The sequence below is a fragment of the Pseudoalteromonas sp. SCSIO 43101 genome, assembly GCF_023650775.1.
GTDB lineage: Bacteria > Pseudomonadota > Gammaproteobacteria > Enterobacterales > Alteromonadaceae > Pseudoalteromonas > Pseudoalteromonas apostichopi.
Genome location: NZ_CP072673.1, coordinates 2,352,050 through 2,374,179 on the forward strand (window position 1 = coordinate 2,352,050; position 22,130 = coordinate 2,374,179).

Consider the following 22,130-nt stretch of genomic DNA (forward strand, 5'->3'; position numbering starts at 1 on the left):
GGTAATTTGATTTATAAAGACAATAAAAAAGGCCGCTCTGAGAGCTAACACCATTCAGTTAAGCATGTTTTGATTGAATGGTGTATCTGGTTTTAGAAATGCGAACGGTCCTACTTTTGGGCCGTTTTCTTTTTTCAGGAAGAATATAGCGTTTCACTTTCTCTCTCATCGCCTTCAACTTTTTGGGGATTGACCCGGGTGAAGCGATTGCACACCAAAGTATTTCATCTTGTATATCGCGTAGTGCCATAACGAAGCTGATCCTAAGCGGCGACACATTGGCTTCTTTTGCTATGCGACTTATCTCCACCCTGACTAGGTTATATGCTAATAATATGCCCCATAGTTCCTGCTTGATACCCTCAACTGTCTGACTTCGCAGGAGAATACTATCTTCCAGCATCTGGTGTTTTATCTCGCCATAACTATTCTCTATTTCCCAGCGCTCGAAGTAAACATCAAGAATGTCACGGGTATTAAAAGCCTTTGTGTCTTCTAGGGAGCATAATAGTCCTCTTATTTTTCCTGGCCCCATAGGCTCAGGGTACAACACCAACCTTGCTTGCCAATGCTCTGGCAATGATGGGTCCAGCTTTCTAGCGTGGGCAGATACCTTCATTTCAACTTTAAAATCATAGTCCGAATAGGTTTCGATGATGGTGTACTGCGTGTTGCCTTTAATTGGTACCATCCAGTGAGATGCCGGATGCCGAAGACGCCAGTTAATCAGTAACTCAGCGCTCAGATAGCATCGGTCAAAAATGGTTAAACTGTTGTCGCTGACATATTCTGATAACCCTTTAGCGTAGCTCACCTCTCCTTGATAGCTGGGGCCAAACGCTACGTGATGTATCAACCTGCTCCTCAATGAGCTCAACGCACACATGCGTACGATGGGATACTCGGTATGGCGTGTTTTACTATGTTTAATATAGTGAAAGTGCTCACTCAGAGCGGGTGTGTCCGCGGTACGAAACTGTGTCCCGTCGACAGAAAATAAACGTAAGCCGTTCCAAGTGTCTGAACTATCTTCTTGCTGCGTCCAGTGTGTCGCACACAGGTTGAACAGTGCTTCAAGCGGTTCACTACTCAATCGCTGCCTCGCTTGTGGAATGGCACTTGGCACAACCGTATCGCCAAGCGTCTCAGTCAGCGTTAAGTCTAGTTTCTCTACAACATCGCTAATAGGACGGTCGCGAAAGAGCCCCATCGCAACAACAAGCCAGACAACTAGCTCAGCAGGTAACTTGCGTTTGCGAATACTGGCTTTATCAGTCTGTTTAAGTACTTGGGAAATCCAATCAAGTGGAATGTGCTGTTGAAATGTAGAAAGGGAGTCAGGAGCGACAAATGTCTCCGTATCTAACAACCAATGACTAAGCAAGAAAATACCCTCATTCCAAAATAGTAATGAGGGTATTCTGAAGCCACTAAAAGATCGGTCAACTGATCTGAAAAATATAATTCCTTAACTGATCGGTGTTAGCTCTGAGAGCGGCCTTTTTATATTTGGTGGAGCTGGGGGGAGTTTCAGTCAAAGCTAAAATAAACCTTTTAAAATCAATAAAAACAACACAAAAATCAAATGTAGTTCCCCGAAAAAGTTCCCCGAAATAAGTAAGCTTATATATTTTTTGGTTTGAATCCCTATTAGGGAACTGAATTGGTGTCCTTTTTTTTGATAAGCTCATTCCGTAAAGACAGGAGCTTGTAGATTATTAAGTACTTTTCGAGTATTTTATAATTTGATCAGAGCTTTTAGTGCACTACATATATTTAATCAAGGAGGTGTTATGGGCTTTTTTCAAAGCTTAGTGGACGATTGGGACGAAATTAGACATGAGCAAGATAATCCGAAATTAGCTAAAGGAACTGTTATACGTGTTGAAAAAACAACTAAACTAGTATTTGGCTACTACCATTACGGTATCTACGCAGGCAGAAGAAAAGTAATTCATTTTTCACGAGGTAAGATCCGTAGAGATTCAATTGAAAACTTTACCTCTGATACAGGCGCAATATTCGACACTTCAACTATAGATGTGATTGGGTTTGACCCTGAGCATATCAAAGGTATTACCTTGAAAGAATGCTACGAACGCGCTAAATCATGCGTTGGTAAAACTGGATACGATGTTTTAGAAAACAACTGCGAGCATTTCGCTTTATGGTGCAGAACAGGTAAGGCAATATCAGCGCAAGCGTTCGGAAGTGAATCAGACGCGTATAGTAATCTAACTTCAGCGCTTTTTAGCACCTCTGGGATAGCAGACCTTTATGATGAACTTGGTATGGAAGTGAGTCGAGAAGTCTTTCATGAAAACCTGTAATGAATAGTTTTCAAGGGTATACGCATAAGGTAGTCGTAAAATGAGCGGCAAGAACCAATGAGCCCCTTAATTGTCGCTTCGGCTTTTCCTTCGCCTTCTTGTTCAACAATCCACCGAGCAACTTCGATCTTTTTGATAGGAAGCACAGGAAACTTCTCATTCAACTTAAAGATTGCTGTTTGTCTTTACTTGATAGTTCTAGGGATAAGCTTCCCTTCTTGAGACTTAAGCCATTCATCAAGATAATTAGTACAAGGGAGAGACTCACCGTAAACGATATTAGATATTGTCCTTGCTGCGTTAGGGCCTTTATCCTCAGCAACAAGATCAAGGTATTCAGTAAACTCTATTTCTTTATTGCTAAGGCCCAAGTCTTCAATTTGATGTGCATACAGCTTGCCGTCTTTGGATTTACCCTTTAGTTGTGCAATAAGAGGCGCTTCCCGACGCCTTTCGGCCTCAAGTTCTCGTTTCCATTGCAAGGCGTCCTTAACGGCGCTAGACGTCCCTCGGGCTTGCTTTATCTGGGCTTTCCACTCAAGTATATATAGCGCTGCTCGCTTTTGGGCTATTTGAATATCGTCAGTCTCGAGGGTTTTCCAGAATTCAGACTTACCGATTATCTCTCGTACGTCCTCGGGAACTGTGAGACGTGCAAAGTATGTATTTCCACGAATAGCGATTCCAGTGTACCCACTCGGGCGCTTCCATTTAGCCATATGACCTCAACTAACTTATAACTAAAGAAGTGCTATCTTAAAGTAATTTAGGTTCCCCGAATGAGCAGGCAAAGAAAAACCCTAAGCCATTGATTTTACTCGTAACTTAGGGTTTATCTAGGTATTGGTGGAGCTGGGGGGATTTGAACCCCCGTCCGAAAAGCCTCGACCTTTGGTACTACATGCTTAGTATCGTCTTTTAGTTAACCTTATACAGCTCGGACGAACACGATCTGCAAAGGCGAGGCCGCTTAGTTTTAGCCCTTCAACCCCGGCCAGGGTTTCCGTAGCGAGTCCGTGTAGGGTGACACTTCAGAACCGGGTCCACAGACATACACCGGAGAAGTGCTAGCGGGCTATTATGCCGCTAGAGCGTAGTTATCGTCGTTTGCGATTACTTTAAATTGCGGCTTTTTTACGAGGCCAACCGCACCTCGACATGCACCTCGGGCGTCTTGAATTCCGTCGAATCCTAATCAGCCCCTGAATTTGGTATCTCATTCAGAGTGTTCACGCAGTATAACTGAGTAGCCTATTCATACTCAAGGTATTAATCGGGAAATTTTTGCTAAGTGCCTTTAGATGCTGAATTTTTAAGCAAGAAAAGACTCTTTTTATACATATTTTTACATTTAATGCATACATTATCTTAACATAGTACAAAAGTTGTGCTGAAATAGGAAACGTTGTTACCCTTCTCTAAAATAACCTGTAACAACACATAACTATAATAACAGGCAGTTTTTTACAGGGCTTTTCAGATGTCGATGTTTTCATTCGATGAACAAAGCGGCTATGTCTCTTTGTGTGAGCATCCTCGAGATGCGGGTTTTCCAACTACCAGTACTCAGTTAATTGAATTACTTGAGCAGTCTCCTTATGCCAGCTACGAATATATTGATGCTAATATTGGCAAGTTGTTTACACCGAGCAGCCAATATCAAACCCAATCTTTGGTAGTTGCTAAAGCGGTTGATGCTCATCTTGAAGTTAAAGTCGATGCTAAAAACATGGTGGTTGAAGCAAATCTAACAACGGCGCGTGGCGGTCAAATTGTAAGTATGGATATGGCTCAAGAGGTACTTGCAGAAGCAGGTGTTATTAAAGGCATTAGTATGCGCGCCCTCGATACATTCTTAGGCCAACAATTTAAACAACCACCAGGCGCGCATTACAGCGCAATAGTAGCCCATGGCAGAATGCCCAAAGAAGGCACTGATGCTAAATTCGTTCGTTTATGCTCAACAGCACAAGACCGCGTACTGAGCCCACAAGCTACCTCTGGCGGTAAAGTCGATATGCGTAATTTGGGTGCCATTATTACCGTTAAACCTGGCACACCATTGATGCAAAGAGTTGCTGCAACACCCGGTGAAGATGGCTTTACGGTATTTGGTGATGTAATGCCTGCAAAACCCGGTAAAGACTTCTCCCTTGAGCCATTCGAAGGGACGCGTATTGATCCAAATAATAGTGATATGCTGATTGCCGATGCTAAGGGTGTGCCTGTTGCCCTACCCCGCGGTATGCGAGTTGATGATGTATTGTGTTTTCATCATGTTGATGTAAGTACTGGTCATGTGGAGTTTGATGGCAGTGTCATTATCAGTGGTGATGTAAAAGATGGAATGCGAGTTAAAGCCACGGGTGATATCACCGTATTAGGTTTTGTTGAATCAGCCACAATTGAGAGTAAAAGTGAAGTCACCGTTATGCTAGGGGCTGTTGGTAGAAAACGTGAGAACGTCGAAAACTTTACTTGCAACATAACGGCTTCGCGCACTATTTCTGTTGGTTATGCTCAGTACTGCCATATAAAAACAGAGCAAGATTTATTCATCGAGCGCCAAGCCTTACATTGTGATTTAAGCGCTCGCCGCCTAATTCGTGTTGGCAAAGCCAACAATCCGCGAGGCAAAATTATTGGGGGTAATATTTTAGATGCCATGCGAATTGAAACTGGCGAGCTCGGGGCACCATCTGGTACTAAAACACGAGTATTCATTGCTCAGTACTGGCATGATTTACGCCAGAAGCAGCAACAAATTAATGATTTTGAAAAGTTATTAGCAACGAAAGCAGCTGCTTTACAACAAGCGCGAAAAAAAGCCAATAAAATATCAGACCCAGCCCAGCGTGCTCATTATATTAATAAGATCACAGCCAGCGAGCAGCAGATTAAAATAAAATCGGCAAATACAAAGAAAAAGAAACACTTAGTCAAAACTAAGATTGCCCGCTTATTAGCAACAAGTCGTTTAAAAGTGAATGAATTAATGCATCCTGGGGTGGAACTTAAGATTGCGCAAGAGAGTAAACAGTTTTCACGTATTTACCCTCCTAACATGGTGCGGTTTTTTGAAGGAAAGATCACTCAGTCGTTTTAGCGGCTGAGTCTTGCTCTTCTTCTGTTGCTTCAGTTTCAGGCAATGGCCAACCACCTAGTTGTTGCCAGCGGTTTACAATTAAACAAAACAATTCTGCTGTGCGCTCGGTATCATAAAGTGCTGAGTGAGCTTGTTTATTGTCAAACTCAATACCGGCAGTTCTACACGCTTTGGCTAAAACAGTTTGACCTAATGCAAGCCCCGCAAGTGATGTGGTATCAAAGCTAACAAATGGATGAAATGGCGTACGTTTAATTTTACAACGCTCAATTGCTGCATTTAAAAAGCCATGATCAAACGCTGCATTATGGGCCACTACAACTGAACGCTGACAACCTGCTGCTTTTTGTGCCTTACGCACTACTTTGCAGATTTCTTTAATCGCTTCTTCCTCAGGTACAGCGCCACGAAGTGCAGAGAAAGGGTCAATACCATTAAACTCAATGGCTGCTTGTTCGATATTAGCGCCTTCAAATGGCTCAACATGAAAATGCACAGTATGATCAATACTTAACACGCCATCGTCATCCATTTTAAGTACAGATGCAGCAATTTCTAATAACGCATCGGTCTCTTTGTTAAAACCTGCGGTTTCAACATCAATCACAACAGGAAAAAAGCCACGAAAGCGTTTTGCGAAAAGAGTTTGTTCAGTATTTTCCATAGTCTTCTTGGTTTGCCAGTGTAAGCTGGCTATTATGTCAAAAACCACGGCTACTCTGCTAGAGTAAATAGTGTGAAATCGCAGATTCTTACTTAGCTTTTAGGCACATTACTTGCTTTAAAATAATCAGCTAGCCCAGTGTTTAGTGTTCTTATGCTATTAAACACAAAAATTGCCAATTATTTGGCATTGATGATTTGTTGGAGAATTACCGTGATGAAGCTTTCATTACTTCCTTTAAGCCTAGGCCTATTAACCTCAGTTGCAAGTATAAATGCGCATGCAGCCATGCGTGAATATACCGCTAATGCTGATATGTCGAACTGGCAAATGGTTAAAACATCTCGCTTAGAATGCCAATTAAATCATGAAGTTCCTTACTATGGTGAAGCAATTTTCAGCACTACTGCCAGTAAAAATAAAGACGTAAACTTTAACCTTGATATGGTCGTACGCCCAGACAACTACAGTATTGCAGGTCTAAAAGCAGTACCTCCTAGTTGGCGTGCAGGAATGCCTGCTCGCGACTTGGCGAATATGAAGCTATTACGTAAGTTTGATGGCGAGCTTGGCAATAAAACCGCTTGGGAAATGCTTACCGAACTTGAAAAAGGTTATCAACCTACATTTTATTACCAAGACTGGCAAAACAGTGCCGATAAAATTGCCGTTGGCTTATCGAGTGTTAACTTTAAACAAGCATATTGGGCGTTTTTACAATGCCGAGATGCTATGCTGCCATACAGCTTTGAGGATATTTCGTTCACAATCATGAATTATGAACCTAATACCAGCAAGCTAACTAAATCATCGCAAAAACGCTTGGATAAAATTGGCGAGTACTTAAAGTACGACACCAACATTGAATCTATTTCAATATCATCTTACACCGATAGCTACGGTGGTCGCTGGAACAACCTAGAGCTATCGAAAAAACGCGCGAAGGCCATTAAAGATTACATTGTTAGTTTAGGGATTGATGAAAGCAAAGTAGATACCGATGGTTACGGTGAAAAGCGCCATGTCGCCAGCAATGACAACATTTTAGACCGAAACAAAAACCGTCGTTTAGTCATTCAAATTGCAAAAATGTAGTAGCCGCCGTAGCGGCTACTTGCCTTAACTCATTTCTACCGACTTCACGCGTTTAAAGCGCTTTAGCCACTTATCCCCAAACTGAAAAAACGCTAGGCTAACCATAATGATTGTCGCGCCAACAATCAGTGCTTGGTCAATTGGTTCAGCGTTAAGCAAACCACCAATCGCGATTGCAAAACTTGGCGTGATCAAAGTTGTTAACGCTACTGTGCTGGCGTTCAACTTTTGCAAGACATGAAAATAAGCCAGCGCACCTATTAATGAACCAAACACGCCTAAGTAAACAATTGAGTACAGTGACTTTGCACTCCATACTTGGCTATTTAGTTGACCATCTACAAGCAACCAAGTAATAAAAAACAGTGGGGTTACAAATACCAAAGCACCAAATGTTGTAGCCATTGGGTGAATGGCTATTCTTACTCGCTTGATCATCACACCACTTAAGCTAAAAAAGCACACTGCCATAAACACATATAACAGGCCACTTAACTGCTCTACTCCACCTTGAATATGGCGTTGGCTCACTAAAAACAAACCAATTAAGGCACAGCCAAGTGCGCTAAGCTTAATGGCACTAAACTTAGGCTCGTTCAGAATCTTTTGCGCAAGTAAGCCCGATAAAATCGGTGCAAGGCCAAACATCAATGATATTAAGCCTGAAGGCACAGTTCTAGCAGCCATGTAGCTTAATAACATACCACCAAAAATACCTATGCTTGAATAGCCATAAAGGAATAAAGCACGCCGATGCCAAGGTACTCGAATGTTGGCTACAGCAACGACAAACAAGCCAACACCAGCCCCACCAGCATGCGTAAAAACACAGCCAGGGTTGGTGCTACCGTTTCACTACTCCAAACAATACCCAGTGGTGTTGTTGACCAAATCACCACCATTAAAAAATATGAGGCTTTAACAGGCACAAGCTTATTCCTTTAAAAAGGCGAAAAAAGCGGAAGAGAATTTAAAAGGGAAATAACCAACCGCTTAGAACGCGGTTAGTAATACTTACTTAATTAACCGCAGCACATAACAGACCACACGACTGACGAAGTCAGGCGCATACAATTGTTTGTTGGTCGTTGGTTTAGCTGCATCATGGTATTTAAAAAGTAAGTTGAAGAAGCTTAAGAATCCGCCTAAATGGTGATTTTGTCAACACTAATACTCATGCTATTTGGCAAAAAGTTCTTTGCTGATTTCAACAGCCTGTTTGCACATGTAAATCATAGGTTACATTTAATTTCTTTGATTTATAACAAAACTATTTAAGTTTTGTTAAACAAGTTATATCTTGCTTGCCTCTCACGAAGTTTAAGGGTCATAAAGTGCTTAAAAATAAAACAATAGGTAGCATGTTAATTGTTGCTGGCACCACCATAGGTGCAGGGATGCTGGCATTGCCTATAGCCTCTGCTGGGCTTGGTTTCACAACAGCGTTATCACTCATCTTTTTAACTTGGGTTTTAATGACCTACACAGCATTACTGATGCTAGAGCTACATCAATATGCCGACAGAGATGCAACCCTCAATACGTTAGCTAAATCATGGTTAGGTAAACGTGGGCAATGGGTGGCAAACTTTTCAGTAATGTTTTTGTTTTACGCATTATGCGCCGCATATATCGCAGGTGGCGGCGCGCAATTACAAGAAAAGCTCAACAATGGTTTATCGCTTTCTTTAGCGCCACAAGTTGGTTCAGTTATTCTGGCTATTGTGATTGGCACGGTGGTGACACTCGGTACCAGCAAAGTTGATAAGCTTAACCGCGTACTGTTCACGATTAAAGTGTGTGTATTAGCCAGCTTATTTTACATGCTGACGCCTTATGTTCACGGCCAACACTTACTTGAAATGCCGATTGAACAAGGTCTGATTTTATCTGCAATCCCGGTGGTGTTTACCTCGTTTGGTTTTCATGGCTCTATTCCGTCGATTGTGAAATACGTGGGTTTAGATATTAAAACACTTCGTAAAGTAATGGTGGCAGGCGCAGCACTGCCTTTAGTAATTTACATTTTTTGGCAATTACTAAGCCAAGGTATGATGAGTCAAAGCGATTTACTTCAAAGCCAAGGTTTACCTGGGTTTGTTAGCAGTGTCGCTAGCATTGCTCACAGCCCACATGTTGCCACAGCTGTGAACATTTTTGCTGATTTAGCATTAGCTACGTCTTTCTTAGGGGTAAGTTTAGGTTTATTCGACTTTTTTGCTGATGCATTTAAAAAAGGTAATGGCAGTAAAGATCGAATCAAAACCGCCTTGATCACCTTTATTCCACCACTAGGCTTTGCGCTATTCTATCCACAAGGGTTTATCATGGCACTTGGCTACGCCGCCATTGCACTGGTTATCTTAGCGGTGTTTTTACCGGTTGCTATGGTCTATAAGCAACGAAGCAGCAAACCTGATGCGGGTTACCAAGTTAAAGGCGGTAATATTGGTTTAGCACTCGCCGCCCTGTTTGGTGTGCTTATTATTAGTGCTCAAGGTTTACAAATGGCGGGGCTTATTCCAGCTATTGGTTAAACAGCTCATCAAATCGAAAAAAGCACCCTCGGGTGCTTTTTTTGTGTCTGGTTTAAAGTTTAATTAAAACACCATCGCCTTACCACGGCCAGATGCTTCAGATGCCGCATCTAATTTACCGTCTTTATTGATGATTACATGCATATCACCAAAATGGCGTTCATCAAGTGTATAACCCATTTTCTCTAGGGCTTTAACAACCTTTGGTTCAAGACCTGTGTGGTATCTAATCACATTTTTAGGCCATAACTGGTGATGAAAGCGTGGGCTGTCTACCACTTGCTCTGCAGTCATATCAAATTCAACCGCATTTAAAATAGACTCATACACAGAGCTAATAATCGTGGTGCCACCAGGAGAGCCAGTAACCATTTTTACTTTATTATCCTGAAGTAAAATTGTTGGTGTCATTGAGCTTAACATACGTTTATGAGGTTGAATTTCGTTAGCTTTGCCTCCAATTGCACCAAATACATTCATCACACCTGGTTTGGCACTGAAGTCGTCCATTTCATCATTCAAAATAAAACCAGCGCCCGATACAACCACACCACTACCAAAGCTAAGGTTTATCGTCGTGGTATTAGCGACTGCATTGCCCCATTTATCAATAATGGAAAAATGCGTTGTTTGCTCGCTTTCATACAAACCTGGTTTGATATTCTCGGTTGTTGAAATGACATCTGGGCGAATTGTACTTGCTCGTTTAGCAAGGTAATCATCTGCAAGTAGAGCTGTTTTTGGCACTTCATAAAAATCTGGGTCACCTAAATATTCAGCCCTATCAGCAAACACGCGTTTACCTACTTCAGCCAAAGTATGTACATACGCTGTAGAGTTGTGTTCAAGATTTTCCTTTGGTTTTGCAAGGTCATACATTTTTAGCCACTGTAAAATAGCAATGCCACCAGAACTTGGCGGTGGCGATGTGAGCACTTCGTAACCGCGCCAATTGCCTTTGATTGGTGTACGTGATTTAGCTTGATAGGCTTTTAAGTCTTGCTCGTTAATAATACCGCCATGTTGCTTCATAAAATCAGCAATGATCTTTGCAGTCTCACCTTCATAAAAGCCAGCCTTACCTTGATCACGAATACGTTTCAGTGTGGCGGCAAGTTCCGGCTGCTTGAATACCTTGTTTGCTTTGGCATCAGCAAAGTAATCTGCAAAGTTAATGTTGACCGACTTGTTAGCCATGCGCTTAATGTAACGCTCAATGCTGGCGGCTAATTTGGGATGTACCACAAAACCTTGTTCTGCTAACTTAACTGCAGGCTCTAGCAAAGTTTTCCACTCTAAACTGCCGTGCTTTTGATGTGCAAGCCACATACCAGCAACGCTTCCCGGAACACCGCTTGCGTGAATACCGTATACCGACATGTTGTCAATAACATCGCCTTTATCATCAAGGTACATATCGCGATGAGCTGCAGCAGGTGCTGTTTCGCGGTAATCAATAAAATCACCTGTGCCATCTTTTTGGATCAGCATAAAGCCACCACCACCTATATTACCTGCTTCAGGCAGGGTGACAGCTAATACAAATTGTGCAGCTATTGCAGCATCAACAGCGTTACCGCCCTGCTCTAAAATAGCGCGTGCAGTATCACTGCTGTAACTATCTGGCATAGCGACAGCTGCTTGCTTTGCAAAGCTTAACGGATGAAAGAATATCGCGGTAACGATGAATAGATGTGCCGCGTATTTGACTAAATTTGCCATGGTACTTCCTTTTTCTTGATGTTATTTTGACCATTTAGACATGTGTAACCCTTAAGGTCAATTAGTTACGATTAACTTGCCCAAGCTGCTCTTTAAAACACGAATAAAGTACAGCTGGTATGTCGCCATGCTCATCATTATGCATATAATCCTTTACATGAGTTAGACCCAACTTTTCCATCACTTTTATAGACCCTACATTTTCTTTCAATGCAGTCGCTGAAAGCGATTTAACTACAGGGTCCTGACACACCGTATGCGCAACAGCTAGTGCTGCCTCAGATGCATATCCCTTGCCCCAGCTCATTTGCTTAAAGCGCCAACCAATTTCTAAATCACTGAAATCAGGCTGTTCAAAGAAACCCATGGGTCTTACCAATACCCAACCGATAAAGGTATCGCTGTCGTTGATATTTACTTGCCATAGCCCCCACCCTTTTTGCTCATTTCGATAAGCATTCATACGAGGAATAAATACCTCTTTGATTGTCTCCATACTGCTTACTTTGCCACGAGTTAAATATTTCATTACCTCAGGGTCGTTATCGAGTTCATAAAGTAGATCGGCATCATTTTCATCCATTAACCGAAAACTTAATCGTGCTGTTCTAGCTATATTCATTTTTTATTGCTTATACTGCTTAATAGTTGATTAACCATTAGAGAAAAATATGAACAAATTAGCAAGCTTAGTTTTATTTGGCTGTATTACCTTAACGGGTTGTGATGATGCAGAGCAAGCCAAAAAAGATGCCAACGAAGCAAAAGATGAAGTAAAGCAGGCGCTAACCGATGCTTGGAGCGATGTAAAAGGCGCCACCAATGAGTTTAACGACGACTCGCTGCAAGAGTTACTCGAAGAGAGTAAAAAGATGGGCTTGAGCATGTATGACGACGGTAAAGAAATTGCTTTAGATGCATGGATTGAAAGCAAAGAAGCTGCTGGTGAGCTTTCTGAAAAAACCAAGCAAAAAGCAAAGGAACTTGCTGAAGAGTTAAGAGAAGCACGCGAAAAACGCGAGCAAGAGAAAAATAATTAAAAAGAAGGGCAAGTATTTACTTGCCCTTTTTTGTATCAATTAAAGCTCAAATTCTTTTTTGAATTTTAAGCCAAACTCACTGCGGTCATTACTGCGCATTACACCAACAAAACCAGATTGTTGTAAACGACCCACATCGTATACTTCGTTTAACACGTTCTCACCGTAAAGAGTTACTTCAAAGTCACCATTCGGGTTTAAGTAAGAGATATTAAAACCTACTAATTCACGAGAATCAATGTGTTCACTTTGGTTGTAAACTGATTGGCCTTGCATATCGCTACGGTATGAGTAGTTAGCGTTTACAGCAACTGTGCCACCGTTACTTAAATCAATGAAATAAGAAGGTGCGACCATAACAGTCCAGCGTGGTGTGAGTGCTGGTGAATCACCTTTACCAATACCTAATACACCGTCATCAACTTCTGTAATTTCTGAATCTAGGTAACCAATTGCGCTGCGTAGAGTAAAGTCATCGGTGAATGCGATAGTTGTCTCAAGCTCAATACCTTGTGCTTTAGACTCTCCGGCATTTTCTACGATAGTAACAAAGCCGCCACCTGCAGTTGGATCTGAGAATGGTAATGCAAGGTCTGTGTAGTCAGTAACAAACACAGCAAGCATCATAGATACGTCTTCATGTATCTGACCTTTAAGACCTAGCTCATAGTTAATCGCTTTTGTTTCATCGAAAGAAACAAATTGATCAGGGCCACCAAATGGACGCGGTGGGAAACCACCTGTTTGATAACCTTTTTGGATTTGGCCATACACGTTCATGTTATTGCTAAGCTGGTACGATGCATTTAAATCCCATGTTACTGCATCAAAATCTGCACTTACATATTTACGTGCCGCAAAGGTTGGGAACAAAGCATCGGCTTCTTTTTTATCTTTCGAATAACGTAGACCACCACCTACAGTTAAATCGTCGCTTAGATCATAACTTGCATTAATATAAGCCGCGTATGAGTTAGTCTCTTGATTAATATCAAAGTAACCGTAATCACCAAACGACGCTGTAGTACCATCATTCAGAAAGCCATCTGGTGTATTAAACGGGCTAAATACAAACGGACCAGAGCTTGTGAAACCATCTTCATTAAAGAAGTATAAGCCAGATACAAAATCCATATTATCAAAACTACCGTTTAATTGGATTTCGAATGAATATTGATCTGCGCCGCCTTCTTCTGGGAATTCAGATAAGTTAAGGGCAACAGCGTCATCATCAAGACCCCCTTCGTATTCTGAGCTACGGTAGCTAGTGATGAACTTTGCTGTATACGTATTATTGATATCCCAATCAGCAGTTAAAGACGTGCCCCAGCCTGAGTAAGCCGTCGACTCAATGCCCGCTACTGTTGATGCTAAATCATCAGGATCGCTTGGTAACATGTCTTCTGTAAGTAATGGGAAATCACCATTGAATGGGTCATTCGGATCCAGTGGCGCGGTTAATTCAATTGTATATGGCGATTGGCCTGACTCGTTATCAACACCATCAACAGAGAACACAAAAGATAAATCGCTGCTTGCTTGCCATTTAAGCGCCATACGACCGCTTAGTTCTTGCTCTTCACCGATTTCTTTTTCTGGGTTAGCAAGGTTAATCGCTTCACCTACACCATCGCGTTGCTTATAAGACACGCTTGCAGACATGCTTACAGTGTCGGTAAGGCTGTTATTAAAGTAAACGTCACCGGCTAAACGACCACGGCTACCTACTTTTGCCGTTGTCGTTACAATGCCTTCGTCACCAGGTTGCTTAGTAATAATATTTACTGCACCACCTAACGTGTTACGACCATACAAGGTACCTTGTGGACCACGTAATACCTCTACACGCTCAACATTTGGTAATGATAAGTTTGAGCCCATTTGACGGCCTAGGTAAACACCATCTAAGTAAACACCTACACCCGGATCAGTTGTGATCACGTGGTCTTGTAAACCAATACCACGAATAAATACAGATGCATGGGCCGCATTACCTACACCATAACGAGTGATGTTTAGGTTAGGTACGTATTTACCAATGTCTTCTAGGTTGCTCATGTTCGCTTTATCAATCAGGTTTTCGCCGATTGATGTCACTGCAGTTGGCGACTCAAAAATGCTTTCTGTACGCTTACGCGCTGTTACTTCGATTTTTTCGAAAGCATCTTGTTTAGCAGTGGTTTTTTCTTGCTCAGCAAAAGCTGAAGTAGATAATGCAGCAACAATAGCTACAGTTAACTGTGAGAGGTGACGTAATTTCAATTAAAACTCCAAAGGATACCGTGTGTGTGTATTTTTACCCGTAAATTTCAGGCATAAAAAAAGACGCTTAGGTATAAGCATCTTTCCTCTGGAGGGGTATTATATGTCAGTTTTGTGAAAATATGTATATTTTTTTTAATTTTTATCAAAAATTGTATAAATAAACCACATTAACATCTCATTTAAGAATTATAAGTCATCGCAGTCTTTGCAAATAGTAAATAAAAATAAATGTTTAGTTTTGTTTTAGTTCAAGAACCTAACTCCGTAACACAATTTAAATGAACAAACATGAAGCAACCTTTACTAATATTCATATAAATAACGACAATTTTCAGAAATTTCTCGCCTTGTAGGAGATGTATGGACTCCTCCCCCAAATAGGGTGAGTACGGTATAAAGAGATTGGACAATTACTTTTACCAATAAGGAATCCATACATGTCAAAATTTAACCTAATTAGTATCGACTTGGCAAAAAATGTTTTTCAAGTCGGTAAGTTTCTTCATCAAAAACTACAAAGTAATAAAGCGGTGAGTAGAAAAGAACTATTGACCATACTCACTACATCACCTCGCTGTAAAGTTGTTATGGAATCATGCGGCGGTGCTCATTATTGGGCACGCAAAGCGCGTAGTGTTGGTCATGAAGTTGTGATTCTAGACCCTCGATTTGTCAAAGCATTTAGAGTTGGTCAGAAAACGGATGCAAATGATGTTATTGCAATAGCCGCCGCTTCTTTCTCACCTAATGTTCGCCCGTGTAAATCACTGACACAAGCACAGCAAAGTCTACAGTCGATAGAGCGAATGCGTGCGTTAGCTGAAAAGCAGAAACGGCAGTTGGCTAATCAAATCAGAGGTTTGTTACTTGAATTTGGGATTATAATCAAGCAATCAGAATGCGCGTTTAGGCAAGCTATCCCTGAGATTTTAGAAGATAGCGATAATGGGTTAACCTTTGGTTTAAAGCAGTGTATAGCTCAGTGCTATGAATTATTTAAAGCCCAATCAACATTAAAAGAAACATTAAATGAGTTGCTGACAGGTTTAGTAAAACAAGACGAGCAATGTGAACGCTTACTGGCACTTGAGGGTGTCGGGCCTATCACAGCGGTTGGTTTATTAATAAGCTTAAGTGACACAGCCCATTTTACGAGTGGACGTAATGCGGCAGCCAATGTTGGTGTCACCCCGCGCCAGCACTCAAGTGGTGGAAAAGTACGAATAGGTCATATAGCCAAATACCGTGGCGAGATAACATTACGGAGCCACTTGTTTCTCGGAGCCAGAGCAGTCATCAGTCAGTTAAAGCATCGAGAGCCAAAAACGAAAAAAGAACAATGGCTCAAAGCATTAGTTGAAAGACGCGGTGTGAAGTGCGCCGCCATTGCGTTAGCAAATAAAACAGTTAGGACAGCGTATGCCATGCTGAAAAAGGGCACGAGTTATGAACCAATGCTACTGACAAATTAATATTTAGCCTTCGATAACAGAAACAACAGTATTGACCAAGAACCTGCGTTAAGCGGTTAGACCCACCCTTGATAGCCTGTAAAGTACCTGGCGTGTTAAAACACCGAGTAGGAGAAGAGGCACAAGGGCGCGAATACATCAAAGGGCCGAGGTAGCTCCTCATTATGAGCCCGCATATAAGCACGCAGTCTGACAAAATTAACGAAGGGTATTGTGCAATAGGAGGAGTCCATATAAGGTACTTTCTTCAGCTAATGTTTAATTAAATACTCCTAAGCAATCAAAAGCTAACTAAACATTAATTTGCTCAACATTTTCCTGTGTTGGCATTCCATTATTTAAAAGTAATAATCAGGAACACAAATTACTTGTTATCATTTAGCGGTAGTTATTGACGTGAATATGGATTTTCTAATTAATAAAAACGCGGATGATTCTGTATCATCTGTTTTAATTCATCCTTACTGTGTTGCAAGCGATGATAAAACTCTACTACTCAATTACGACTCTTTAGACACTTTGACTAATCGTGAATTAATAAGTGAGTTTATGAAAGCTCATGGATATCATCATCTAGTTATTTTTAACATGCCCCATAGAGCTGACGCTCTATCTCTTAAAGACTGGCCAAAATTGAAAGGGCTATTTTATAAAAACACCAAAACAGATATTTTTGAACAAGGACTGCAAGAAATTAAAAAGGGTTCGCTGTGGTTTCCAAGAACAGTCAGTGATAAATGGATGAGAGAAATGCTGGAAACTGAGCAAAAAAATCAAATCCGATCAAATAACTTAACGTTTAAAGAATCTAAAGTACTTCATTTGCTCTCCTCTGGCGCAACATGCCATCAAATAGCTGATACGTTGTTCATTAGTGAAGCAACTGTTCGAGTTCACCTGCACAAGATATACCAAAAGATTAATGTTAAAAATAAACAAAAAGCTCTGCAGTGGTGCAAGAGAAATATTAATAAGATCAATAAACTTGCAGGCTAATCTGCAGGCGAATTGTACCCCTGTACTGCCGATGAACCACCTTCAACATCCTGACCATTTTAATTAGATGGTAACTGGCACTTAAGCTATGACTGGGTAATTAATTTTCAAAATCAATATTAACTCGCTAACACAGGTAATAATTAACTTATTGCTTTTATGATGAATTCTTATTAAGAGGCTAAATACATTCAAACGATGACTTTCAACTGATTTATACAAAACAGTTAATAAGACTAAAAACACAATTATAAAAATAGTGGCAAAGCATCAAAATGAGGTCATTAAATAACTGTTTTTTGATTGAATAACAAACAAATAATGGTCTATGCTTTTATTTGACCCTATTTTGCAAGGAGCAAATTTTGAAATTACCCACTCCCTTACGAACTGCGATTTTATTGGCTGTTTCAGCGGTTTCATTGGTAGGTTGCCAGCTTACCTCAAGCGAACTTCGGCGTTGTTTCCTAAAAGTTTGAACTATCTTGCCAGCCTGTGATCAGATCATCTATATCCTACTAGCCCGTGCAACAACAATGAGCAAAATCACAAACTGGTCTCACTATAATCAAGCCCTCGTTAACCGCGGTAATATTCGCTTCTGGTTTGACGAAAAAGCAACGCGTCATTGGTATAACGAATGTACTCACGGTGGGCGTGGCCGCTCTAATCATTTCTCTGATCTTGCTATTGAAACTTGCTTAACACTCAAAGCTGTCTTTGGCTTGTCGTTCAGGGCACTACAAGGGTTCACACAATCGGTATTATCTTTGATGAAGCTTCCGCTTGAAGCCCCAACCTACAGTTGTCTGTGTAAGCGCAGTGCTGAGTTGAATATTAAATTTCGCAGTAAAGTCCGCACCACTGGATTTGTAGATATTGTAGTTGATAGCACAGGACTTAAGGTGTTTGGCGAAGGTGAATGGCATGCACAGAAGCACCACGTAAAGGCAAGAAAAAAGTGGCGAAAACTGCACCTTGCGGTGGATGCCAACACGCATGATATTGTGGGGGCGCAAATGACGCTCAGTAACGTCACCGACGGCGAGACCCTCCAAGATTTGATAAGACCATTACGCCGGCGTATAGATAGAGTGAGCGCTGATGGTGCTTATGATAGCCGCCGCTGCTATGCAGAAATTACTGAAAAAGGCGCGATACCTGCTATCCCGCCGAGAGAGAATGCACGGCTGTGGACTGATAAGCATCCACGCAATGAGGCTGTCATGTTGTGCAATAAGTTAGGAATCGCACAATGGAAAAAGCTCAGTGGATATCATGTGCGCTCATTAGCAGAAACAGCGATGTACCGTTTTAAACAGTTGATGGGGGCTAAGCTAAATGCGCGTGATTACAATCGCCAGCTGGTTGAAGCGATGATCAAAGTGAAGGCGCTAAATAAGATCAACACCCTTGGTCTGCCTAAATATCAGTAAGTTAAGTGAGTTTGTTAGAGAGCTGTATTTGATCAACAAGGCCGCGAACTTCCCGCAATCAGTGATTCAGGAACAAAAAACTCAGGTCACGTTGTCTGGCACGATTTAATCACCCCCAATTTGGCTCAATCTCAAGCATTTTACGCCAGCGTGTTTGGTTGGCAGTTTAAAGAAGTTAACGACAACTATACACTAGCATCACTAGAGGGTAAGTTAATTGCAGGCATTGCTGAGCTCGATAATAAGCAAAATGCCAGCCACTGGCTGAGCCTTATCAGTAGCAAAGATATAGCTGCTGTCAGTGAAAAAACTATCAAAGCCGGAGGTAAAGTCTTAGTAAGCAGTACCGAAATTAAAGGCCGTGGCACCATTGCTGTATTAGAAGACCCACAAGGGGCTGTATTTTCGCTGATCAATACGGTTAATGGTGACCCAGAAACTCAGCAAACTGATAACGGCTGGATTTGGCAAGAAGTATGGAGTGATAACCCAGATCAAAGCAAAGCCTTTTATCAATCACTTGACAGTTATTCAGCACAAAGTAAACCACTTAACAATGGCAATTACAGTTACTTAGCTTTAAATGGCACACCTGCTATTGGCTTTGTAAAAAAACCAGATGCCGAGATTGGTAACACATGGGTAAATTACATCAAAGTAGCTGATGTTGATGCGACCCTATTAAAAGTAACCGCAGCAGGCGGCATAGTTCTGATGGCACCAAATGACAAAGTCCGTAATGGCAGCGTCGCAATTATTCGTGATCCAGCGGGTGCTGGTATTGTAATTCAGGAGCAAATGTAATGAATAAAAAAATGATTCGCTTAGCTGCTCTTGCGGCTGCACTGTTAGCTTTAAACGCTTGCACCCCCTATGCAAGCCTAGATATTAATGCGCCGTTTAAAGTAGGCCCTGTATATGTTAATCCGAGCATTGGTATTGGCGGTACACTTTAATAAATTATAGGGCTCTGCGTTTTAAACAAAGCGCCCTATTCATTAATGTTTTACTTTTAAGCGCTGAACCTGTGTAAGCACATCTTCAGCCTTAGCGCCTAAGTAAACGTAAATAGCAAGAGCAATCAAAAGTCCAACTACAGCAAACATCATCAAAACAGCAGGTATAACATACTCTGTTTGCCCTAGTGCTGCTTTAAACATGGTAAGCAAAGCTTCTATTGATACCGCAATCAGTATTGTTGAGATAAAGCGCGTAATCGTGCGTCTTGTCGAGCTGTGACGAAAAATATCCTTATGCATAAGGATTTCTTCTTCCAGTATAGTTTTCCCTAAATCGAAAATAGCCAAAGCTAAAGTAACAAAGATAATAATAGTAAATGGCTTAAGAGGATCTGACTGTATATCTTCATTCAAGACTAAATCCACCATACCAGCAAACACCTTATATAACAGATAAATTACCAAGCAAAACAAACAGCCAACAATCAGACCATAACCAACCCTGAAGTAAGGTGTCATTCTTGCTCGCTTAATATCTCCCATAATAAATTCGATTAACTCAGTTAAGCACACATCAATTACCAAAAATTGCTGCTTACCTTTTTCGGAAGGAATCATTTTAATAACTGAAATACATAAATGCTTTGTTGCTGTCGAAATATACGGCGAAGTAAAATGGGGATCAGGCGAAGCTGAAGCAAGTAAGAAATAAGGCCGAGCGCTTAAGTCCTGACCAGCCCCTACATGCGCGAGTTTTTTCTTATATTGACGTTTAAAACAAACATTATAACCCTGCTGAATACCTTGCTCATTCAAGCAATATTGTAATTCTAGAAATGGATATTGATTGACTAGCTGCTGATATTCTTGCTTGTTAGTTAAAGATGCCTGAACGCTTGCCAGTATTGAGAGTAGTAAATTATGAATAAGCACTTGTTGCTCTTCATAGCGTTCTATAGCACTTAAATAACTCATTCTTGCCATTTTGCTTCCTTAGAGTAATAGACACACTAAGCTAAGCAAGGAAGGCTCCAAATTTGTAACGCCTTGATAATCAGTTGATTGGAGGATTTGAAGATTTAAAAACAATGATCAAGGCACTATAAAAGTGCAGAGTATAATTAAAAAGCACTAAAACGAAAAAAGCCGTAACTTATTAAGTTACAGCTTTTTAATTTTGGTGCGGATGGGGGGACTTGAACCCCCACGGCCGAAGCCACCACCCCCTCAAGATGGCGTGTCTACCAATTCCACCACATCCGCATACAATTCTGTATGTTGTTAAGCTTGTTTTGTTTACTTGAGGAATGAAAACTACTTAACAATAATTAGTAAAAACTAATTAGTTAGGTACGTCAGACGCTTTTTCTTCTGTCACAGGCACATCAGTTTGTGCTGGTGTTACAGTTTCAACAGCTGGCGCAGCCTCTAGGTTTTCCCACTCATCAGTCTTTTTAATTTGACCTGCAGTAAGGTTGCCCAGAACAATACTTAGTACGAAGAAGATCGTCGCTAAGATTGTTGTTGTTTTAGTCATGAAGTTACCAGCACCTGATGAGCCAAACACAGTTGCAGAAGCACCTGCACCAAATGATGAACCCATATCAGCGCCTTTACCTTGTTGGATTAAAACCATACCAACTAATGCTAAAGCAACGATTAAATAAACTACTAATAAAATTTCGTACATCTTATACGGTCCCTTTTGCACTTTCACAGATAGCAGTAAACGAATCTGCTTTAAGACTCGCGCCGCCAATAAGGCCACCGTCTATATCTGGTTGTGCAAATAATAATTCGCTATTTTTTTCATTCACGCTACCACCATATAAGATGGTTAGTTGCTGTGCTATTTCGCTATCCGAAGAAGCAATTTTCTCACGAATAAACTTATGTACAGCTTGCGCTTGCTCAGGAGAGGCAGTCTTACCTGTGCCAATGGCCCAAACGGGCTCGTATGCTACCACAGAATTCTTCAGTGCTGCTACACCTAATTTGCTAATTACAGCATCAATTTGTGCTGCAACCACTAATTCAGTTTCATTTGCTTCACGTTGCTGTTCACTTTCACCAACACACAGAATAGGTGTTAAGCCAACTTGCTGCGCTCGTGCAAACTTATCTGCAACAACGTCATCTGACTCACCGTATATGCTACGACGTTCAGAGTGACCAACAAGTGTAAAAGTTGCGCCTAAGTCTTTTACTAACTGGGCATCTACTTCACCAGTAAACGCACCAGCATGATTTTCAGAGACTGTTTGCGAACCAAAAGTTACGTTTTGTTGCTGCAAAGAACTCAACAATGGGAATGGTGGAAACACCACTATATCCAGTTCATCCGATTGAACATTTTTGATAGCAGTTGATAACTGTTCAACAAGCTCTAAAGAGCCGTTCATTTTCCAATTACCTGCGACCATCGGCTTACGTGTTGCCATTATTCCACTCCACATTAGAAAGCGGGCAAGATACTAACTCGACTTGCCCAAAGTTACAAGAGGTTAT

19 protein-coding genes, 1 tRNA gene, 1 other RNA gene and 1 pseudogene are annotated in these 22,130 nt (G+C 41.2%); 10 read left to right on the top strand and 12 right to left on the bottom strand.

Going from position 1 to position 22,130, the window contains the following annotated elements; all coding sequences use genetic code 11:
* Positions 1 to 58 precede the first annotated feature (58 nt).
* Entirely contained in the window at positions 59 to 1,384 is a 1,326-nt protein-coding gene (locus tag J8Z25_RS10945; RefSeq protein ID WP_250660967.1) for an IS4 family transposase, read from the bottom strand.
* A 409-nt stretch (positions 1,385 to 1,793) separates the two neighbouring features.
* Here J8Z25_RS10945 and J8Z25_RS10950 point away from each other — a divergent pair, with 409 nt between their 5' ends.
* Positions 1,794 to 2,330, top strand: coding sequence for a lecithin retinol acyltransferase family protein (locus J8Z25_RS10950; RefSeq protein ID WP_250661041.1), 537 nt, complete (start codon positions 1,794 to 1,796; stop codon positions 2,328 to 2,330).
* Between the two features lie 185 nt (positions 2,331 to 2,515).
* Here J8Z25_RS10950 and J8Z25_RS10955 read toward each other — a convergent pair whose 3' ends face one another.
* A complete protein-coding gene (locus tag J8Z25_RS10955) occupies positions 2,516 to 3,049 on the bottom strand; it encodes a DUF6538 domain-containing protein (RefSeq protein WP_250661042.1) in 534 nt (177 codons plus the stop codon).
* 125 nt (positions 3,050 to 3,174) lie between these two features.
* Positions 3,175 to 3,533, bottom strand: a transfer-messenger RNA (tmRNA) gene (gene ssrA, locus J8Z25_RS10960).
* 277 nt (positions 3,534 to 3,810) lie between these two features.
* Between ssrA and J8Z25_RS10965 the strand changes: the two genes are divergently transcribed.
* Complete coding sequence (locus J8Z25_RS10965) at positions 3,811 to 5,436, top strand: flagellar assembly protein A (protein WP_250661043.1); 1,626 nt, start codon at positions 3,811 to 3,813, stop codon at positions 5,434 to 5,436.
* Here the strand turns inward: J8Z25_RS10965 and rnt are convergent.
* Complete coding sequence (gene rnt / locus J8Z25_RS10970; protein WP_130051102.1) at positions 5,420 to 6,100, bottom strand: ribonuclease T; 681 nt, start codon at positions 6,098 to 6,100, stop codon at positions 5,420 to 5,422. The genes J8Z25_RS10965 and rnt overlap by 17 nt on opposite strands.
* 216 nt (positions 6,101 to 6,316) lie before the next feature.
* Here rnt and J8Z25_RS10975 point away from each other — a divergent pair, with 216 nt between their 5' ends.
* The gene (locus J8Z25_RS10975) at positions 6,317 to 7,195 is read left to right on the top strand and encodes a flagellar protein MotY (RefSeq protein ID WP_178927490.1); all 879 of its coding nucleotides are present in this window, start codon (positions 6,317 to 6,319) and stop codon (positions 7,193 to 7,195) included.
* 24 nt (positions 7,196 to 7,219) lie between these two features.
* Here the strand turns inward: J8Z25_RS10975 and J8Z25_RS10980 are convergent.
* A pseudogene (locus tag J8Z25_RS10980) lies at positions 7,220 to 8,124 on the bottom strand (DMT family transporter).
* A 405-nt stretch (positions 8,125 to 8,529) separates the two neighbouring features.
* On the opposite strand from J8Z25_RS10980, the gene J8Z25_RS10985 reads away from it, so the two are divergent.
* Complete coding sequence (locus tag J8Z25_RS10985) at positions 8,530 to 9,732, top strand: aromatic amino acid transport family protein (RefSeq protein WP_167658340.1); 1,203 nt, start codon at positions 8,530 to 8,532, stop codon at positions 9,730 to 9,732.
* Positions 9,733 to 9,795: 63 nt separating this feature from the next.
* Here J8Z25_RS10985 and ggt read toward each other — a convergent pair whose 3' ends face one another.
* Entirely contained in the window at positions 9,796 to 11,454 is a 1,659-nt protein-coding gene (ggt, locus tag J8Z25_RS10990; RefSeq protein ID WP_250661044.1) for a gamma-glutamyltransferase, read from the bottom strand.
* 61 nt (positions 11,455 to 11,515) lie between these two features.
* Entirely contained in the window at positions 11,516 to 12,076 is a 561-nt protein-coding gene (locus tag J8Z25_RS10995; RefSeq protein WP_130051098.1) for a GNAT family N-acetyltransferase, read from the bottom strand.
* A 49-nt stretch (positions 12,077 to 12,125) separates the two neighbouring features.
* On the opposite strand from J8Z25_RS10995, the gene J8Z25_RS11000 reads away from it, so the two are divergent.
* Positions 12,126 to 12,494, top strand: coding sequence for a hypothetical protein (locus tag J8Z25_RS11000; protein ID WP_250661045.1), 369 nt, complete (start codon positions 12,126 to 12,128; stop codon positions 12,492 to 12,494).
* Between the two features lie 39 nt (positions 12,495 to 12,533).
* Here the strand turns inward: J8Z25_RS11000 and J8Z25_RS11005 are convergent, their stop codons facing one another.
* On the bottom strand, positions 12,534 to 14,756 hold the full coding sequence (locus J8Z25_RS11005) for a TonB-dependent receptor (RefSeq protein WP_250661046.1): 2,223 nt from the start codon (positions 14,754 to 14,756) through the stop codon (positions 12,534 to 12,536).
* A 440-nt stretch (positions 14,757 to 15,196) separates the two neighbouring features.
* Here J8Z25_RS11005 and J8Z25_RS11010 point away from each other — a divergent pair, with 440 nt between their 5' ends.
* The 5 genes from J8Z25_RS11010 to J8Z25_RS11030 all read left to right on the top strand — a co-directional run bounded on the left by J8Z25_RS11010 (position 15,197) and on the right by J8Z25_RS11030 (position 19,619).
* Complete coding sequence (locus J8Z25_RS11010; protein WP_250661047.1) at positions 15,197 to 16,231, top strand: IS110 family RNA-guided transposase; 1,035 nt, start codon at positions 15,197 to 15,199, stop codon at positions 16,229 to 16,231.
* Between the two features lie 402 nt (positions 16,232 to 16,633).
* Positions 16,634 to 17,227, top strand: coding sequence for a helix-turn-helix transcriptional regulator (locus J8Z25_RS11015; protein WP_250661048.1), 594 nt, complete (start codon positions 16,634 to 16,636; stop codon positions 17,225 to 17,227).
* A 536-nt stretch (positions 17,228 to 17,763) separates the two neighbouring features.
* Positions 17,764 to 18,663, top strand: a complete 900-nt coding sequence (locus J8Z25_RS11020) for an IS5 family transposase (protein ID WP_250661049.1) — start codon at positions 17,764 to 17,766, stop codon at positions 18,661 to 18,663.
* Between the two features lie 57 nt (positions 18,664 to 18,720).
* The gene (locus J8Z25_RS11025) at positions 18,721 to 19,467 is read left to right on the top strand and encodes a VOC family protein (protein ID WP_284693413.1); all 747 of its coding nucleotides are present in this window, start codon (positions 18,721 to 18,723) and stop codon (positions 19,465 to 19,467) included.
* Positions 19,467 to 19,619, top strand: coding sequence for a hypothetical protein (locus J8Z25_RS11030; RefSeq protein ID WP_167658344.1), 153 nt, complete (start codon positions 19,467 to 19,469; stop codon positions 19,617 to 19,619). The genes J8Z25_RS11025 and J8Z25_RS11030 overlap by 1 nt, the downstream gene beginning before the upstream one ends.
* Before the next feature lie 42 nt (positions 19,620 to 19,661).
* Here J8Z25_RS11030 and J8Z25_RS11035 read toward each other — a convergent pair whose 3' ends face one another.
* The 4 genes from J8Z25_RS11035 to tpiA all read right to left on the bottom strand — a co-directional run bounded on the left by J8Z25_RS11035 (position 19,662) and on the right by tpiA (position 22,063).
* On the bottom strand, positions 19,662 to 20,606 hold the full coding sequence (locus tag J8Z25_RS11035; RefSeq protein WP_178927186.1) for a general glycosylation pathway protein: 945 nt from the start codon (positions 20,604 to 20,606) through the stop codon (positions 19,662 to 19,664).
* 194 nt (positions 20,607 to 20,800) lie between these two features.
* A tRNA-Leu gene (locus tag J8Z25_RS11040) sits at positions 20,801 to 20,885 on the bottom strand.
* Positions 20,886 to 20,964: 79 nt separating this feature from the next.
* The gene (gene secG, locus J8Z25_RS11045) at positions 20,965 to 21,312 is read right to left on the bottom strand and encodes a preprotein translocase subunit SecG (RefSeq protein ID WP_130051093.1); all 348 of its coding nucleotides are present in this window, start codon (positions 21,310 to 21,312) and stop codon (positions 20,965 to 20,967) included.
* A gap of 1 nt (position 21,313) precedes the next feature.
* A complete protein-coding gene (tpiA, locus tag J8Z25_RS11050) occupies positions 21,314 to 22,063 on the bottom strand; it encodes a triose-phosphate isomerase (protein WP_130051092.1) in 750 nt (249 codons plus the stop codon).
* Positions 22,064 to 22,130: the final 67 nt, after the last annotated feature.